This is a genomic window from Arcobacter rhizosphaerae, assembly GCF_049472155.1.
Lineage (GTDB): Bacteria > Campylobacterota > Campylobacteria > Campylobacterales > Arcobacteraceae > Arcobacter_B.
This window is the reverse complement of the sequence record NZ_JBMOVW010000005.1, coordinates 97,531-115,856: the sequence shown is the minus strand read 5'-3', so window position 1 is coordinate 115,856 and position 18,326 is coordinate 97,531. Positions and strand designations below refer to the sequence as shown.

Sequence of the window (18,326 nt, the reverse complement as noted above, 5' to 3'; positions counted from 1 at the left end):
CCATTCAAGATAATTTAAGCTTATCATACTTATAATTCTGATAATTAAAATCAAAAAGGATTATATATGAAATTAGATAGACTATTATTATCAAGTGCTTTATTAGTAGGGTCTTTATTTGCAGGAACATATAAAGTAGATAAAAGCCATACTAACGTAGGATTTCAAGTAAAACACATGATGATTTCAAATGTAAAAGGTTCATTTGATAATTTTGATGGTTCATTTATTTATGATGAGAAAACTAAAAAACTAAAAAATTTAAATGCAACAATAAAGGTTGCTTCAATTAACACAGCAGATAAAGAAAGAGACGAACACTTAAAAGAAGAAGAATTATTTGCAGCTAAAAAGTTCCCAGAAATTAAATTTAAACTTACTAAAGTTGAAAATGGTAAAGCTTATGGTGATTTCACATTAAGAGGTATCACAAAAAATATTGCTTTAGATATAAATGAAATTTCTACAGTAAAAGATCCTTGGGGAAATGAAAGAGCAGGTTTTTCGCTTGAAGGAAAAATTAATAGACAAGATTATGGTATTAAATGGAACAAAGCTTTAGAAATGGGTGGTGTTGCAGTAAGCAATAATGTAAAACTTCTAATTGATGTTCAAGGTATAAAAGAAAAAGTTAACTAAAAATATCTTTTACTTTTTTCTATATTTTATTTAAATTTAAACTTTTACTAAATTTATGATAAAATTGCGAAAAAAGTAATAGGTAATAAATGAAATTTACAACTCAAAATCCCGATAAATCATTACATCTTGTTTCACTTGGCTGTACAAAAAACCTTGTAGATTCAGAAGTAATGCTTGGAAAATTAAAAGATTATACACTTACAAATGACTCTTCAAATGCAGATGTTATTATTGTTAATACATGTGGTTTTATTGACTCTGCAAAAGAAGAAAGTATCAATACAATTTTAAATTTACATGATGAAAGAAAAGAAGAATCAGTATTGGTAATGGCTGGTTGTTTAAGTGAAAGATATAAAGAAGAATTACAAAAAGAACTACCTGAAATTGATGTATTTACAGGGGTTGGTGACTACGATAGAATTGATGAACTTGTAAATGCTAAAAGATCAAACTTCACAAATGATGTATTTTTAGCAAGTGAAACTAATGATAGAGTAATCACAGGTTCAAACTATCATGCTTACGTAAAATTAAGTGAAGGTTGTAATCAGGCCTGTTCATTCTGTGCTATTCCTAGTTTTAAAGGAAAGCTTCATTCAAGAACACTTGAATCACTTATAAAAGAAGTTAAATCACTAGTATCTCAAGGCTTTGTAGATTTTTCTTTTGTTTCTCAAGACTCTTCTTCATTTTTAAGAGACTTAGGACATAAAGATGGTTTAGAACAATTAGTAGAAGCTGTTGAGAAAGTTGAAGGTATTAAAACTGCTAGAATTTTATATCTTTACCCATCAACAACTACATTATCACTTATTGATAAGATAGCTGACTCTAAAGTATTTGTAAACTATTTTGATATGCCACTTCAACATATCACACCTTCAATGTTAAAAATAATGAAAAGAGGAAAAGGTGTTGAAAAGCTAATCGAGCTTATGAATCAGATGAAATCAAAACCAAACTCTTTTGTAAGAACTACATTTATAGCTGGTCACCCAGGTGAAACACAAGAAGATTTTGAAGCTTTAGCAAAATATATTGAAGAATATAAATTTGATAGAGCAAATGTATTCTCTTACTCTGATGAAGAGGGAACAACTGCTTCAAAATCAGATGCTAAAGTTGCACAAGAAATAATAGATGAAAGAGCAGATATTTTAGGTGAAATTATTGCTAAAACAACTCAAGAATCACTTGAAAAAGAAGTAGGTAAAACTTTTGAAGTTTATGTTGATGGAGAAAGTGATGAGCATGAATATTTATTAAGTGCTAGAAAAACTATTTGGGCTCCTGATATTGATGGAGAAATTTATATCAATGATAATGAACTTTTTGATGAAAAAGGTGAACAAAAAAAGTTAGAATTTGGTAAGATATATAAAGTAAAAATAACAGAACTTGTGGGAGATAAACTACTTGCAACTGTAATAGCTTAGAATACCTAAGGGAGTGCTACCATGGCCCAAGAATTCGATTTTTTAAAAAAAGAATATCTACTATCATTGATACATCATTTACCTGGAATGTTATACAGATGTAAAAATGATAATTTTTGGACCATGGAAGTAATTAGTGATGGATGTGAAGATTTAACAGGATTTTCAAAGAAAGACCTAGTCAATAATGCTACTTTATCTTATATGGACTTAATTGTTTTAGAAGATAGAAAAAAAGTAGATATGATAGTTGATGAAGCTATTCAAGAAAATATTCCATGGAAAGTTGAATATAGAATAACAGCAAAAAATGGAAATATAAAATGGGTATGGGAACAAGGCCTTGCTATAAAAGAAAATGGTAAAGTAATTGCCCTTGAAGGTTTTGTAACAGATATTACAAAAAATAAACAAAAAGAAATAAAATTAAATAAAACTCTTAGTCAAAGAAATAAAGAACTTTTAATAAATGTTACTTTATTAAATGAATATAAAAAAGCCGTAGATAAAAGCTCAATTGTTTCAAAAACATCTAAAGAAGGTATTATAACTTATGTAAATGATGAGTTTATAAAGATCTCAAAATATTCAAAAGATGAACTTATTGGTAGTCCTCATAGTATAATAAGACATCCTGACAATTCTAAAGAAATTTTTAAAGATATGTGGAAAACAATTCTTAAGAAAAAGATTTGGAAAGGCGTTATCAAAAATCAAAATAAAGAAAAAGAAGAGTATTATGTAGCAACTACAATTATTCCCATGTTAAATGAAAATAATGAGATTAATGAATTTATGTCTATTAGAAGTAATGTAACTGATTTGATAAATAAAGAGAAAAAAATACAACAACAAACAACAGACCCACTTACAAAGCTACCTAATAGACTTAAACTTTTTGAAGAGCTAAAAAATGAAAATAATCCTGCTCTTTGTTTATTTGATATAAATAGATTTAAAGAGATAAATGAATGTTATGACTATAGTATTGGTGATAAACTATTAATAGAAGTATCAACTATAATTAAAAATGAATTTAAAAATATATCAAAAATTTTTAGAATAAATGCAGATAAATTTGCTATTTTAAAAATAAATCATTTTAGTGATGATATTTTTATCGAAAAAATTAAAGAATTTAATAAAAAAATAAAAAAACAAACTTTTAAAGTAGAAGAGTATAGTTTTAATATCTCTCTTACTTGTGCCATATCAAACTCAACAAATGTATATTTACACTCTGAAACAGCACTTGAATATGCTAAAACTAATGATATAGAATATGTTTACTATGATAGATGTCAAAATCTAAAAGAAAGACATTATTCTAATTTATTATGGACTAAAAAACTAAGAGAAGGTTTTTTTGAAGAAAGATTTGATATTTTTTTACAACCTATTATTTCAAATAATACAAAAGAAACATCAAAATATGAATGTCTTATTAGATATATTGAACCAAATGGGGAAATAGTTTCTCCTTATCATTTTTTAGAAGTAGCAAAGAAATCAAGACTTTATTCAAATATTACAAAAGTAGTAATAGATAAAGCTTGTAAATTTTTTGAAAATAGAAGTGATGAATTTTCTATTAATTTAACTATTGAAGATATACTAAATCCTGAGACAATGCACTACTTTATTGATAAAATTTTAAAGTACAAAGTAGCAAATAGAATTGTACTTGAAATAGTTGAATCAGAAGGAATAGAAAACTTTGATGAAGTAAGTTCGTTTATTGAAAATATGAAAAGACATGGTTGTAAAATAGCAATTGATGATTTTGGTACAGGATATTCAAACTTTGAATATCTAATGAGATTAAATGTTGATTTTATTAAAATTGATGGTTCTTTAATCAAAAATATAAACAACGATAAAAATGCACAAACAGTTGCTGAAATTGTTGTTGATTTTGCCAAAAAACTTGGAATAAAAACAATTGCTGAATATGTACATAATGAAGTTGTACATCAAAAAGTAAAAGAACTTAATATCGATTATTCTCAAGGATATCATCTAGGTGAACCAAAATCTGTAAAAAGTTTTAAAGAAAAGGATTAATTATATTAAAACTAAATTTAGAAATATTAAAAAATACAAAAAATCTTTTAGCCTTTTCAGCAGGAATAGATTCAAGTGCACTATTTTTTCTACTTCTTGATAAAAATGTTTCTTTTGATATAGCAATTGTAGACTATAATGAAAGAGCCCAGTCAAAAGAAGAAGTTTTATTCGCTAAAGAACTAGCTAAAAAATACAATAAAAAAATATTTCTAAAAGAAGTCTCTTTAAGTGGTTCAAACTTTGAAAAAAAAGCAAGAGATATAAGATATTGCTTTTTTGAAGAGATCATTAAAGAAGAAAAATATAATACTTTAATTACTGCTCACCAATTAAATGATAAATTAGAATGGTTTATGATGCAATTATCTAAAGGCGCAGGATTAAGTGAGCTTATAGGCTTTAATACATGGGAAGATAAAGATTATTATAAGATATATAAACCTCTTTTAAATATTACAAAAGATGAATTAGAAGAATATTTAAAAACAAATGGCTTAAAGTATTTTATTGATGAAACAAATAATGATATAAAATATAAAAGAAATTATTTTAGACATAATTTTAGTGATAAGTTTTTAAGTGAGTTTAAAAACGGAGTTATTAATTCTTTTAAATATTTACAAGAAGATATTAACTCTTTAAATATAAGTATATCTGCTTTACAAAAAATCGAAGAGCTTGAGATTTATAAAAATCTAAATGATAATAATCTAAACATTAGAATTATAGATAAAAGTATCAAAAAAAGAGGCTTTGTTTTATCAAAAGCTTCAAGAGATGAAATTATAAAACAAAAAGAAATTATAATATCTCATAAGATTGCCGTAAGTATAAATTCGGAATATATATTTATATGTCCTGTTTCAAAAACATCTATGGATAAAAAATTTAAAGAAAAATGTAGAGTAAAAAAAATACCTAAAAATATAAGAGCATATTTATATGAAAAAAAAGTAGAAATAGAAGATCTAGTTATTTAGAAATTTCTTCATCTTTCGTGCTTCTTCTAAATCATTTTTAGCTTCTAATTTTTGTTTATTTAGAAAGTTTATACTTTTAAAAAAAAGTTCTTCAAGTTGCTTTAATTCTTGAAGTTCTAAGTCAAAATTTTCTATACTATCTTGACCTATATATTCTTCATACCATGCAACTAAAGCATCAGCTTTATCATAAGAATCTAAAGAATCAATTCTTATTAGTTCGTTTAAGGCCTTTACAGACCTGTCTCTTCTTTCCATGCTTCGATTAGCCCTTGTGCTACTTTCATTACTTGATTAACAGCATTTACATTATCATCAATACCAGCAGAAAAAAGTGTCTCAATTTGATAAAGATATAATCCATCAAGATAATAAGCTACATCTCCACCATCAAAATCTAAAACATTTCTTAGTTCATCAAAAATAGCGATAGTTTTATTTATATAAGTAAACTTTGCTTCAACATCACCCTCTTCCATTGCATTTTTAACAAATGAAAGATATTTAATTATACCTTCGTATAATTTAAGTATCAGTACATAAGGGTCGTCTGAAACTGCATTTTGTTGATTATATACATCTAATCCCATAAAGTATCTCCGTTATTCTTGTAGCAATAAGTATATTATATCTTAGCTTAATTTTAAACAAAAAAGAGAAAAAATAATTTTCTCTTTTTATTAGTTTGATGATGTAGATTGTTGTATCATCATTTTAAGACCTGAGAATGTACTCTCAAATTGACTTATAATAGAAGTATAAGCAGCAAATTGATTTGCTAATTGACTATATTTATCATCTAAGTCTTTTACTGCTTTTTCTTTCTCTTTTTCTAATGTTTGATTTCTTGAATCAATACCCTTTTCATAGGCATCAAGTAATCCACCTGAAAAATTCATTTCATCTAATGTTGCTTTTAATTGTGTTCCAAAACCTTCTTTTGCAGCAGTACCAACAAATAATTCTTTTAGTTCATCAGGGTTATTTGTAAGAACATCATTAAACTTTGTTGTATCTAAAGATAATTTACCAGACTTATCTAATTCAAAACCATAATTAAATAAAGATTTATCATCAGATGCACCATAAGATCCAAATACCTCATTTTTAATTTCAGATAAAATACTTCTTAATGAAGATTTATCAGATATTGCACTATCAGCATTATCAATTTCTGTTCCAATTAATTCTACAAGTTCATTATATTTTGTAATAAACTCTTGTACTTGACTTGTTATAACAGAAGTATCATCTTTTATATTAATAGATGATATACCTGTTTTAGTTGCAGTTATATCTAAACCATCTACTGTAATACTATTTTCTGCACTATTATAAGAAACCCCATCAATTTCAACACTCATATCTTGAGCTGTTAAAGTATGATTTGTAGCATTAACTGTTGTTCCATCTGTTGTATAACCTAATGCTTGGCTAGCTGTTCCTGAAATGGATAAAGCATTTGAAATACCTGATTCTTCACTTTTTAAAATCAATCTATAAGAGTCTGTACCTACTTGATCTAAAGATGCATTAATTCCTGTTTTATCATTTATAGCTGTTGCTAATTCATCATAAGTTGAATAATCAGCTGTATTAAAAGTAAAAGTTTCACTTCCAACACCAATACTTAATGTACCAATATCACCTAAAGCATCTTTTGAAGCTGCATCTATTGTATTTGATTGATATACATCTTTTTGTGCTAATGATTTTACATCAACTGTTGTAATACCATTATTTAATTTTGATGAATCTGTTGCATTAAATACAACAGAATCACCTGATGTAGTAGCTGATTTTTCTTCAAAAGCATTTGTACCACCACTTACAAAAAGATCAAAAGGTTTAATTGCAGCTAACAATTCACTTACTTTTGTATCAATTTGAGTATATGTTTCTCTTTCTTTAGTGATATCTTCAATTCTTGTTTCTAAAGGCTCAACTCTTGCTTTTCTTTCTGCACCTTTTAATTTATCAATTAATTCTTGATTTAAAGAAGCAGATTGCCCTGTACCTAATCCTAAAATTCCTTCAGCCATAGTTTACTCCTTACTATCTTTTAAGACCCAATAAAGTTTCTAACATTTCATCAATCACAGTTACAAGTTTTGCATTTGCTGTATAGGCTGCTTGAAACTTAATTAGATTAAGCATTTCCTCATCTTTATCAACTTTTACAAGTTTATCATAGGAAGATGTTAAAGCTGCTTTTATATCTTTTTGTGTATCTAAAACAAAATCCGTACTTTCTTTATCTCCTGATACAATTGCTCTAATCTCTTGAAAAAACTCTTTGAAAGAAGTTCTATCATTATTAGTAGGATCTTGTGCCCCATCTGTAAAAGACAAGTCTTTTTTCCATTGAAGTTCAGCAAGATAATCTAAATCTTTTTGATCTAAATCATTAATTGCAGACTCATTAAATTTTAATGTGCTTACACTACTTCCTGAAAACAAACCAATTTTTACAGTTTCTCCAACTGTACTATCTAATTCATCTAAAGCTTTTTCTCCAAACTTATATGAATCAACACCTGTTCTTATATATTTATCAGTAACATCAGCTAAAACTTTAGCAAATTTATCAAGTTTTTCTTTATAGACTTCAAGTTTATTATTTGGAGAATCAGAACTTAAATTATCAGTTTGAACTTTTAATACACCTGATTTTAATTCTACTTCTTTATCATAAATAGTTACAAAAGTCCTACTAACAGCGTCTGAACTTTGTAATTCATCTTTATAAAAACTATTTCTTACTTCATCAGCATTTCCATCACCATCAACATCATGACTTTCTGTTACTGTAATTCTACCTTCAAATTTTCCATTAACACCTGCACTATCAGATTCAATTAATAAAAACTTATCTTCACCAGTGATATCAATTTTATTACCATCATCATCAACTCTATAATTACCATTATATGCAGTAATTAAACCCTTAGTACTAGGATTATCATTGATAGCATAAGCTAAAGCTCTAACATAATTAGAAGCATCTACTGTATCAGGTGTACCATCTTGGTCAATATCAATATCTACAGTATTACCATTTTGATCAGTATATTGAGAACTACCAATAGTAATACTTACTTCTTGTTCATTATTAAGTTTATAGGTGATTTTATCACCTGTTTCAGGGATACTAGTTACAGCACCTGTAGTATTATCTTTAAACTTAATACTACTTGCTGTACCATCTTCATTAGCAAATCTATCAATTTGAGCTTTATGTTCTTCTTCTACACTAATATCTCTAACATTAGTATTATATCTTACAGCAACATTACCTGCGATTCTAAGCTCATACTCATTAAATGATCTATCTACTTTAACATCTACATAAGCAGATAACTCTTCTTCAAGATAATCCCTTCTATCTAATAAATCATTTGTTGCGTCTGATTGTTTTCCTAATTTTTCATTTATAGAACCTATTTCTTGAAGAATATCATTTACTTTATCAACATTTGATCTTAATTCTTGTTCTTCTAATTCTTGGGCTCTTTCAATTCCTGTATATAAATTTTGTAAAGATTCTACTAATAGTTTTCCCTCATTTATCAATCCATTTTTGTATACTTCTGAATTTGGATTGGATCTTAAGTTTTCCACTGCTTGAAAATATCTATTTAAATCAGAAGAAAAACCACTTGTATCTGTCTCTTTAAAAGCTGTCTCTACACTTCCTAAAATACTTGAAAGCTTTGTATAACCTTCTTGCCTAGTATTTTCTGTCATGAGTCTGTCAAACATATATTGATTAGTAATTCTATAAGCATTATCAGAACCAACACCTCGACCTGTAAATCGAGTATCAGTTTGTTCGAGTTCCTTCATATCAACAACTCTTTTTTTATACCCAGGAGTATTTTGATTTGCTATATTATTAGAAACATTCTCAACTGCTATTTTTGCAGTTGATAAACCTGTTTGCGAAACATTTAATGTATTAAGCATAGAGACTCCTTTGTAGTATACTGTCTAATTATTGCATTACATTTCTTAAAATTAGATTAAAATGGCCATATAGTTCTTAAGAGCTTAATCCCCCATGGTGTTTCCATTATATCTGCCTCAGTTCCTTCTTTATCATACATTAGTTTTAAATTAGCTATTTGATTAGAATTAATAGAATTCTCAGAACTAATATCATAAGGTCTAATTACTCCTGTAATTATTATAACTTGTTTTTGCCCATCTAATAATAACTCTTTTGAACCTTTTATATAATAGTTACCATTTTGATAAGTTTGTTGAATTATTGCAGAAATCGAAGTTGAAAAACTTTCATCAAATTTAGTTTTTACTTCACCTGTATCAGCATTTGAACTTTTAGTAGAAAAATCTATCCCTAAATTTCTATTAAATTTATTTGCTATTCCAGCTGCTGTACCACCAAGAGTATTTGTTCCAGTACCTGCTAAAATTCCTCCACCCAAACTACTACTTCTATCATTTGACAATTCTCTTTTATTATTAGAATTAGATGATAAATTCTCATTAATATTGATTTGTATAATATCTCCAACTTGAAGATCTTTTTTATCAGCAAAAAGAGATGTTCCTTCCATAGAGTAAAGAGAACCTTTATTTTTTTTAGGTTTAGGCTGGGGTTTTGGTATCTGAACTTTGGGTTCTTCAAATTTTATTTCAGGTTCACTTGTAGCGCAAGCAGAAAAAAATATGATTACTAGAAATGGAATTATTAACTTATGCATTTAATCTACTTTTTAATATATATTGAACATCTATAGCAACAATTATTTCATTTAATGTATTTTTAACTAATGCCATTGTGCCATATCTAACCATTAATGGTTCAAGGTTAGTATCTAACTCACAAATTAAAATTAATTTATCTTCGATAATTTTAACATGTCTAACATTTTCTTGTCCAACTAGGCTCACTGCTTTTTGAACTTCATCTACAATTATACCTTCAACTTTTTTCTTTTCTTTAGCCTTTGCTTTTTCTTCTTGAAGAGCTGCTTGTTTAGCTTTCATTTGTTCTTCTTGTTGCTTTTGTAATTCACTACTTGTATGAAAATAATATCCTGCAAACATAAGTGTAACTACAAATAAAGACAAAAACTTAATAAGTTTTTGCTTTCTATTTCTTTTTACAGCAACTATCATTTTATCTTCTTACTTAATTACAAAAGTTGTAAATAATATTTGTTTAATATGATTCGATTTAATTTCTTCATTTGAAGATGTTACATCATTTAAAACAGAATTTATTTCTTCAATTAATTCTTCTTTTAACAAAGCTTTTCCACCAACAGTTAATAACTCTTCAGAGCTTCTAGCACTTATTTGTCTAATTACAACATCTATAATTTCAGCTTTATACTCTTCTGTTAAAGCAGCAATACTTGGTTCTACACTTTTAATCGCAAAAGATAGTTTCATTAATTTCTCTCTACCTTTTGAATTTGTGATATTTAAAACTAAGTCATTAATTTCTGCTTTATAAGTATCTTTTGAATCACCTGCTTCTTCTTTTTGTACCATTTTCTCTTGTTGCTCACCTTCTGGTTTTGGAGAAAGAACACCTTGAGAATATAAGAAATAAGCTCCTCCTACAACAGCTAAAAGTAAGACAACAACTAGTGCTATTAGCACAATCATTAAACCTTTTCCACCACCTGAACTTTTTGCCTGTTCTGCTGTTTCTTCTGCCATTATTCTCCCTTTTTTTCTTCTATATTAAATTTTTCTAACATTTCCGTTAATTGTGCTGCATTTTGAACACTTAATGATTTAAATAATAATGTAATATTTTTTTCTTTTAATCTAATGATTATATCAAAAACATCTTCAAGTTTTCCCTCAGCAATCATTTCATCAAAAATTGCTGCAGCAATTTTAGGTTTCATTTTATTAAATATTTTAGTAGTTTTACTTTCAACAGTCTGATTTATGTCACTTAAAATTTGAGTATTTTTATTATATAAAGTTTCAATTTGTTTTTTTTCTGATGCAATTTTTTCTAAAATTGTTTCTAACTCTTTTTTTCTTTCTTGATACTCTTTTTCTTTTTGCTCATAAAATATATTTAACTCTTTTTTTAGCTCTTTAATCTCTAATTTTTGTTTAACTAAAGAACTACTACTATTTGTCTGTTGTGCATTTAAAATAGAAAATAATAAAAATAATACAACTAAATTTTTTAACAAAAAACTCTCCTTATCCACTTATATATTTACTTTGTATATACTCTTCTGAGGCTTCTTGTTCTGCTAAAAGTAACTTTTTTAAAGCTTCTCTTTTTTCTTCTTCAAGAATATAAGCATATTGTTCTGTTTCTTTTTGTAATTCTACTACTTCTTCAACAATAACTTCCATTACTTTTTCAAGTTCTATTTTTTTTAATTCAAGTTCTTGAATATGTTGTCTCATAGTGTTTTTATGCATTGCTAGTACTGCAAAATCTGAAATTGACCCAAATTTATGTAATGTTGCTGTGTCTATTTTATTTTGAGTAAACATTATTTCAGCACTTATAGTATCAATTTGGGCTTGTAATTGACCTTTTTCCATCATTTTTTGGTCTGTTTGAGTTTGTTTTAGATTATAAAGTTTTTCTATCATAATTTAATTCCCAAAAATCAACATTAAATCCCATAAATCCTTAGTATATGTTGCTATATGGTCTCCAACCCAAGGTAAAGTAACTAAAATAAATGCTGATACAAAAATCATCTTAGGTACAAAAGCTAAAGAAGCATCACTTACTTGAGTTACTGCTTGAAAGACAGAGATTATTAAACCTATTATCATACTTACTATTAAAGATGGCATTCCTAAAATAAGAATAATTTTTACAGTGTTTTCAGCAATAGACATTAAATCCATGATTAATCTTTTATCTTAATTGTAATCTCTAATGTTTTATTATTCAATAATTTTGTTATTAATTCTGTAATATCTTGTGCACTTGAGCTACTAACTTCAACACTTTGCTCACTTTTAGAAGAATTATTTGATATTTTACTTTCTTCATTTTTTGTATTCAAAGGTTTAATATCATCTAAGTTTTCAATTGCACTTAAGATGTCACTTTCATTTAATGAGTCTAATTCTGAAAATTCATCACTCATTTTTTCTCCTTTTATAGATTCTTCAAAACTATTTGTATTCATATCTTCATCAAGTAAATCATCTAAGTTCTCATGATCTTCTTCAATATTCTTTTCAATGGGTTCAAAGTCTATTTCGTTATCTAATTGATTTATTATATCATCATTTTCTAAATCATTCATGAGTGAATCTATTTCTAAATCATTTTCATTTTCATCTTCTTTACTTTTTTCGTCATCATAATCAAAAGATGTGTTATTTAAACCAACATCTTCATCAAATTTCATTAAATTTTCTAATTCTTTTTCAGACATTAAATTTTCATCATCAGTTTTCAATTCAAAATTGTCTTTGTTAATAGTCTCTTCTTCAATAATTTCAATAGGTGCATCTTCATCTTTTTCTAGTAATGCTGCAAGTTCTGGATCTAGTTCAAAATCATCGCTAAACTCATCATCCATTGAGTTTTCATCTTCTTTGATTTTATTATTTTCTTCTTCTTTATTATAAGCATCATCAACTATATTTGCAATAGAATTTTGGATATCTTCTGTTTCAATCTTTTTTTGTTGTTCGTGTTTTTGAATAATATATTTAGGGATTTCTTTTAAAGAATTTACTGATAAATCGGCTATTCCATTGTCTAATAAAAATTCTTCTTCAATTCCATCTTTAGGAGTTAAAAATTTTATTTTCTTTGAAATTCCATTTTTCTTGATGATTTTTTCATCATCAATTAAATATATATCATTAGGGTTATTTTTAATTATATTTTTTAATTCATCTAAACTATTGATGTCTTTTATAACACTATCATCATCAAGTTTAAATTTAATATTAGCGTGTTCTAAAGTCTCATGAATTTCTTTTTTAAATCCGCTATTGCCATAAATATATACATTCAAACCAAAACCCTATAATACAATCATTTTTATTGTATAGATTATACCTTTTTTTATTAAATTTTTGATAAAATAATTGTACTTAACTAGAGGGTGTTTATTTTGAAGTATTTTTTTTTAGTATTATTATTTATTTCATCGCTATATTCGCAAACTATAAAAGATATATCAAACATAATTGGAATTAGAGAAAACCAACTTATTGGATATGGTTTAGTAGTAGGACTTGCAGGAACTGGTGATAAATCAAAATTTACAATGCAAAGTTTACAAAACCTTCTTAGAAATTCATATATTAAAATCCCAGCAGGTTCAATTAATTCAAAAAATATAGCAGCTGTAATGGTTACTGGTAAGTTGCCTCCTTTTGCCAGACAAGGGGATAAAATAAAAGTAAAAGTATCTACAATTGGTGATGCAAAGTCAGTTGATAAAGGTGAATTATTAATCACACAATTAAAAGGTGTAGATGGAAAAGTTTATGCCCTTGCCCAAGGAACTATTGTTGCAGATGCAGGAAATGAAACTACAGGTTTTATTTATGATGGGGCTACAGTTGAAAATGAAATTGACTTTAATTTAAAAGATGAAGACTCTATTAGATTAAGTTTACTTAAAAGTTCAGCAAAAAATGCAGATTTAATACAAACAAAAATTAATAAACAATTTGGAAGAAAATTAGCAACAGCTCTTGATACAAGAACTATTGATGTAATAAAACCACCTGAAATGTCAATAGTTAAATTTATTGCTATTGTTGAAGGCATTCAACTTGATTCAAGTTTTAAAAAGAAAATTATTATTGATATGAATAGACAATCTGTTATTACAGGAGGAGAAATAGTTATAGATCCTGTAACAATAGCTAGAGATTCTTTTACTTTAAGAATCAAAAAATCACCTCTTAATGATAACCAATGGAAAGATGAAAAATTAAACAAAGGTGTAGATGTTGGAGATGATGTAAAAATAATTGATAAACCAGTAGTAGATATCAATAATGCTAGAATTGATACAAAAAATCAACCAACTGTATCTGATTTGGTTAGAGCTATGAAAGTTATGAAACTTCCTATGACAGAAATAATTGATACCTTAAAAATGATAAAAGAGCTTGGTGCAATTGATGTTGAATTTGAGATAAGAGGGTAAAATGGCAGAATTTTTAAGTCAAGATGAAATTGATGCACTATTAGATATTGCAGAGCAAGGTGAGGATATAGATAATGCTACACCTGCTGATAAAGTAGTATCTAAAGAAAAAAATTACTCTATTTATGATTTTAAGAAACCAAATAGAATATCTCCAGAACAATTTAAAGCCTTTTCAACAATGCATGATAAAATGTTAAGAGATTTTATTACTGATTTATCAGCAATGCTTCGAAAAATTGTTGATATTAAACTTTATTCAATTGAACAAATGACTTATGGGGAGTTTATTTTATCAATTCCTCAAATTACATCACTTAATACACTTTCTATTAAACCTATGGAAGGAAGAATTGTAATTGAGTCAAACCCTGGAATTTCCCATAAAATTATTGCTGAACTTTTAGGTTCAGGTGCTGTAAATACAAGTGATAATTTAGATAGAGAACTTACAGAAATTGAAGTTGAAATACTTGATCATTTTTATGAGTTAGTAATAAAAAATCTTTATAAAACTTGGGATGATGTATCAACTCTTAATTTTAAAGTAGAATCAAAAGACACAAATGCAAATGCAATTCAAATTATTTCAGATCATGAAATTGTACTACTTGTAGTACTTGAAGTAACTATTGATGAAGAGTCAGGTTTCTTATCTATTTGTTACCCTATTTCTTATATTGAACCTTTATTAGGAAAAGTAGTTGAAAAAGTTTTCTCTGAGGGTAAAAATAGAAAATCAAGTAGAAAAAGAGATATTACAACTTTAATTTCTGGTGCTAAAATGAAAATTGAAGCTATTATGGCTGAAACAGAATTAACAGCAGAAGAGATACTAAATCTAAAAGAAAATGACGTAATAGTATTTAATAAAAATGCAACTTCTGCTTCTACAAAAGTTTATATCAATAAAAAAGAGAAGTTTCTTACCGTTTCAGGAGTTTCAAACAATAGAAAAGCCGTACAAATTCAAACTAATTTAGACAAAGAAAAACAAGAAACATTAGACACTTTAAGAGAAATGAGAGAAGAAAGAATCTTAAAAGCAAAAGAAACTTCTGAAAATATTAGAAGATTATTAAAAGAAAAAGAAGAAGAGAAAAGAAAAGGGAAATACTAATTTCTCCTTATCTTTAAACTTTAATCTTCTATACTCCAAGATAAAGTTTCCCCCGCATACATAGGTACTACATTTTCATTTTTATATTCATAAATTGCAGGTACTTCAAAATCTTTTTTAACTAATTTAATTTTCTTAGTTAAAGGTTTGAAGTTATAAATTTTTTGAGCATTTAAAGATACAAAAGCATTTAAATTATCTAAAGCTTGGTACTTTTCAAATAACTCAGTTAAAACTTGCAGTGCAATTGGTGAAGTAAATACACCAGCTGCACAACCACAACACTCTTTTTTATGTTTTGGATGTGGTGCAGAATCACTTCCAAACATAAGTTTTGGATGAGCTTTTAAGGCTGCATCTAATAATGCATTTTTATCTTCATATCTTTTTGCTATTGGCTTACAGAATAGATGTGGTTGTAACATTCCACCTGCAACATCATCAAGAGTTATAAGTAAGTGATGAAGAGTAACAGTTGCATATAAATTATCATACCTATCCATTAATTCAACTGCATCTTTTGTAGTAATATGTTCCATAATAATAGTTAAATCAGGAAATGCACTTGCAATTGATTCATAAATTGGCATAAACTCTTTTTCTCTATCCATAACAAAACCATTAGTTTCACCATGAACACATAAAGGAATTCCAAGTTTACTCATTGATTCTAATGTTGGTCTTAATACCTCAACATCCATAGATGAAACACCTGTTTCAGAGTTTGTAGTAATTCCTGCTGGATAAAGTTTAATTCCAATAATATCATCTTTAATATCTTCTAAAAATTCATAAGAATAATCATTTTGAAAGAAAAGCGTACAATAAGGCTCAAAAGTATCACCAACACATGCTTCTTTAATTCTTTGTTTATAAGATAATAATGCTTCTTTAGTTGTAACTGGTGGTACTAAATTAGGCATAATTAAAGCTCCACTAAAAGTATTTGATGTTAGTGGACCTACTAGTTTTAACATATCACCATCACGTAAGTGAAGGTGCATATCTAAAGGTTCATTTATCTCAAAAGTAGTTACACTACTCATTAGATTGCTTCCTCATCTTCTTCGCCAGTTCTAATTCTCACAATCTTTTCAATTGGTGAAACAAATATCTTACCATCCCCAATTTTTCCAGTTTTAGCAGCTTCTGTAATAACTGATATAGTCGAATCAACATCTTCTTCTGAAACTATTAATTCTAATTTGATTTTTGGTAAAAAATCAACAACATACTCAGCACCTCTATAAAGTTCAGAGTGACCTTGTTGTCTACCATAACCTTTCACATCAGAAACAGTCATACCAGTAATCCCTGCTTCTGTTAAAGCATCTTTAACATCTTCTAATTTAAACGGTTTAATCACAGCTTCAATTTTTTTCACTATTAATCCTTTTTTAAGTTCGTATATTTTAACAAAATTTTTTTAAATTTAAATTATCTAGTCATTTTTATAACTATTTAATTATAAAACCAAACAAAATCTCTACAAAACTTTGAAAAAAGAATTGGCAAAGAGTTGGTAGATTTTGTTCAATATCAAGGCGGAGTATAAGTTTTACGTAGGAGCTTACTTTAAGTAAGTGAGTAGTAAAACTTATACTTCAACGCAGAGATTAAGCAAAAAATGCTCAATAACTACAATTTTTAGAAGGCTCTTTTGAACTCTGGATACGCCTCAACCCCACACTCTTCAACATCAAGCCCTTGAACTTCTTCATCTTTATGTGCTCTTAATGGCATTACTTTATTTATAAGATATAAAATTACGTAAGAAACTACAAATGCAAAGATTGCTATAACTATAACACCTTTTAATTGACCTAAAAAAGTAATATCTTCTCCATTTGAAGCAAAGATACCTACTGCTAATGTTCCCCAAATACCATTTACTAAGTGAACTGATAAGGCACCAACTGGATCATCTAGTTTTAATTTATCAAAGAAAGATACACCAAATACAACTAAAGCTCCACCAATTGCACCAATTAAGATTGGAGTGTGAATATCATAAAGATCAGGTCCTGCTGTAATAGCTACTAAACCACCTAAGGCACCATTTAGAATCATTGTAATATCAAGTTTCTTATACTTTATATACATTATAACTGCTACCATAATAGCACCTGCAAGACCTGCTGTATTTGTATTCATAATAGTTAAGGCTACTGCATCTGCTCCTTCTTTTGAAGCAATTGAACCTACTGAACCACCATTAAATCCAAACCAACCAATCCATAAAAGAAAAGCACCTAAAGTAAGTAAAGGAATATTAGAAGCTGGTATTACTCTAATTCCTCCTGTTGGAGTATATCTTCCTTTTCTTGCACCTATAATCAAAATTGCAGCTAACAATGCCCAACCACCTGTACTATGAATTACTGTTGAACCAGCTAAGTCATACATAGATAAAGCTAAAGTAGTACCTTCAAGAAAGTTTGACCCCCATGTTACATTTACAACTAAAGGATATATAACAGCTGCCATGATAATAGTAAATAATGCTAAGGGAATTACTTTAGCTCTTTCACTAACACCACCAGACATGATGTTTACAACTTTACCAACAAATGCCATTTGGAAAAGGAAAGCCGCCCATTTACTCATTCCATCAGCTCCAAAATCACCAAAAGCTATTGAATAACCTATAAGTAAAAATGCTAAAGAAGCAATAGCATAAATTAAAGTATTAATAGTTAATACTGCCGTAACGTTTTTTGTTCTAACAATACCTGCTTCAAGCATAGCAAAGCCTGGTACCATAAAAATAATAAGAGTCATTGCAAAGATTGCATATAGCGTGTCAATCACGTAAGATACTTCTACACCCATAAAAGATTCCTTAATTTTTCTTTTATTATATAGGTATAAAAAATATTTGTATAGAAGTTTACTGTATACTTTTTATACAATCCAAGAAAAAGTGTATAAC

Annotated in this window: 20 protein-coding genes; 6 read left to right on the top strand and 14 right to left on the bottom strand. The window is 27.5% G+C overall.

Annotated features, from left to right (window positions below):
• Positions 1–66 precede the first annotated feature (66 nt).
• From ACH5BH_RS09485 to tilS, 4 genes are all read left to right on the top strand, one after another.
• Positions 67–639 (top strand): YceI family protein, encoded by a 573-nt coding sequence (locus ACH5BH_RS09485; protein WP_423298175.1) that lies wholly within the window; start codon positions 67–69, stop codon positions 637–639.
• Positions 640–728: 89 nt separating this feature from the next.
• Complete coding sequence (rimO, locus tag ACH5BH_RS09480; protein WP_423298174.1) at positions 729–2,081, top strand: 30S ribosomal protein S12 methylthiotransferase RimO; 1,353 nt, start codon at positions 729–731, stop codon at positions 2,079–2,081.
• Between the two features lie 21 nt (positions 2,082–2,102).
• Positions 2,103–4,145 (top strand): bifunctional diguanylate cyclase/phosphodiesterase, encoded by a 2,043-nt coding sequence (locus ACH5BH_RS09475; RefSeq protein WP_423298173.1) that lies wholly within the window; start codon positions 2,103–2,105, stop codon positions 4,143–4,145.
• On the top strand, positions 4,145–5,128 hold the full coding sequence (tilS, locus tag ACH5BH_RS09470) for a tRNA lysidine(34) synthetase TilS (RefSeq protein WP_423298267.1): 984 nt from the start codon (positions 4,145–4,147) through the stop codon (positions 5,126–5,128). The genes ACH5BH_RS09475 and tilS overlap by 1 nt, the downstream gene beginning before the upstream one ends.
• On the opposite strand, the gene ACH5BH_RS09465 is transcribed toward tilS, so the two are convergent.
• From ACH5BH_RS09465 to ACH5BH_RS09415, 11 genes are all read right to left on the bottom strand, one after another.
• On the bottom strand, positions 5,117–5,386 hold the full coding sequence (locus ACH5BH_RS09465; protein ID WP_404306838.1) for a hypothetical protein: 270 nt from the start codon (positions 5,384–5,386) through the stop codon (positions 5,117–5,119). The genes tilS and ACH5BH_RS09465 overlap by 12 nt on opposite strands.
• A complete protein-coding gene (fliS, locus tag ACH5BH_RS09460) occupies positions 5,362–5,718 on the bottom strand; it encodes a flagellar export chaperone FliS (protein WP_404306840.1) in 357 nt (118 codons plus the stop codon). The genes ACH5BH_RS09465 and fliS overlap by 25 nt, the downstream gene beginning before the upstream one ends.
• Before the next feature lie 90 nt (positions 5,719–5,808).
• Positions 5,809–7,170, bottom strand: a complete 1,362-nt coding sequence (gene fliD, locus ACH5BH_RS09455; protein WP_404306842.1) for a flagellar filament capping protein FliD — start codon at positions 7,168–7,170, stop codon at positions 5,809–5,811.
• 13 nt (positions 7,171–7,183) lie between these two features.
• Positions 7,184–9,094: a flagellar hook-associated protein FlgK gene (locus ACH5BH_RS09450; protein WP_423298172.1), complete on the bottom strand. Its 1,911-nt coding sequence runs from the start codon at positions 9,092–9,094 to the stop codon at positions 7,184–7,186.
• Between the two features lie 56 nt (positions 9,095–9,150).
• Positions 9,151–9,855 (bottom strand): flagellar basal body L-ring protein FlgH, encoded by a 705-nt coding sequence (locus ACH5BH_RS09445; protein ID WP_423298171.1) that lies wholly within the window; start codon positions 9,853–9,855, stop codon positions 9,151–9,153.
• Positions 9,848–10,273 (bottom strand): hypothetical protein, encoded by a 426-nt coding sequence (locus tag ACH5BH_RS09440; protein WP_404306848.1) that lies wholly within the window; start codon positions 10,271–10,273, stop codon positions 9,848–9,850. The genes ACH5BH_RS09445 and ACH5BH_RS09440 overlap by 8 nt, the downstream gene beginning before the upstream one ends.
• A 9-nt stretch (positions 10,274–10,282) precedes the next feature.
• Positions 10,283–10,822, bottom strand: a complete 540-nt coding sequence (locus ACH5BH_RS09435; protein ID WP_404306850.1) for a flagellar basal body-associated FliL family protein — start codon at positions 10,820–10,822, stop codon at positions 10,283–10,285.
• Positions 10,822–11,316: a MotE family protein gene (locus tag ACH5BH_RS09430; RefSeq protein WP_404306852.1), complete on the bottom strand. Its 495-nt coding sequence runs from the start codon at positions 11,314–11,316 to the stop codon at positions 10,822–10,824. Before ACH5BH_RS09430 ends, ACH5BH_RS09435 begins: the two co-directional genes overlap by 1 nt.
• Before the next feature lie 10 nt (positions 11,317–11,326).
• The gene (locus ACH5BH_RS09425; RefSeq protein WP_423298170.1) at positions 11,327–11,731 is read right to left on the bottom strand and encodes a hypothetical protein; all 405 of its coding nucleotides are present in this window, start codon (positions 11,729–11,731) and stop codon (positions 11,327–11,329) included.
• A 3-nt stretch (positions 11,732–11,734) separates the two neighbouring features.
• Positions 11,735–11,995 (bottom strand): flagellar biosynthetic protein FliQ, encoded by a 261-nt coding sequence (locus tag ACH5BH_RS09420; protein WP_404306856.1) that lies wholly within the window; start codon positions 11,993–11,995, stop codon positions 11,735–11,737.
• A 2-nt stretch (positions 11,996–11,997) separates the two neighbouring features.
• Positions 11,998–13,125: a hypothetical protein gene (locus tag ACH5BH_RS09415; protein ID WP_423298169.1), complete on the bottom strand. Its 1,128-nt coding sequence runs from the start codon at positions 13,123–13,125 to the stop codon at positions 11,998–12,000.
• Positions 13,126–13,215: 90 nt separating this feature from the next.
• Here ACH5BH_RS09415 and ACH5BH_RS09410 point away from each other — a divergent pair, with 90 nt between their 5' ends.
• Both ACH5BH_RS09410 and fliM read left to right on the top strand, forming a co-directional pair.
• A complete protein-coding gene (locus tag ACH5BH_RS09410) occupies positions 13,216–14,274 on the top strand; it encodes a flagellar basal body P-ring protein FlgI (protein WP_404306860.1) in 1,059 nt (352 codons plus the stop codon).
• A 1-nt stretch (position 14,275) separates the two neighbouring features.
• Complete coding sequence (gene fliM, locus ACH5BH_RS09405) at positions 14,276–15,394, top strand: flagellar motor switch protein FliM (protein ID WP_404306862.1); 1,119 nt, start codon at positions 14,276–14,278, stop codon at positions 15,392–15,394.
• Positions 15,395–15,414: 20 nt separating this feature from the next.
• Here fliM and pyrC read toward each other — a convergent pair whose 3' ends face one another.
• The 3 genes from pyrC to ACH5BH_RS09390 form a co-directional block, all read right to left on the bottom strand.
• Positions 15,415–16,440 carry a dihydroorotase gene (gene pyrC / locus ACH5BH_RS09400; RefSeq protein WP_423298167.1) on the bottom strand — a complete coding sequence of 342 codons (1,026 nt, stop codon included), beginning with the start codon at positions 16,438–16,440 and terminating at the stop codon, positions 15,415–15,417.
• Entirely contained in the window at positions 16,440–16,778 is a 339-nt protein-coding gene (locus ACH5BH_RS09395; protein ID WP_254576450.1) for a P-II family nitrogen regulator, read from the bottom strand. The genes pyrC and ACH5BH_RS09395 overlap by 1 nt, the downstream gene beginning before the upstream one ends.
• Positions 16,779–17,041: 263 nt before the next feature.
• The gene (locus tag ACH5BH_RS09390; RefSeq protein ID WP_423298166.1) at positions 17,042–18,226 is read right to left on the bottom strand and encodes an ammonium transporter family protein; all 1,185 of its coding nucleotides are present in this window, start codon (positions 18,224–18,226) and stop codon (positions 17,042–17,044) included.
• Positions 18,227–18,326 lie beyond the last annotated feature (100 nt).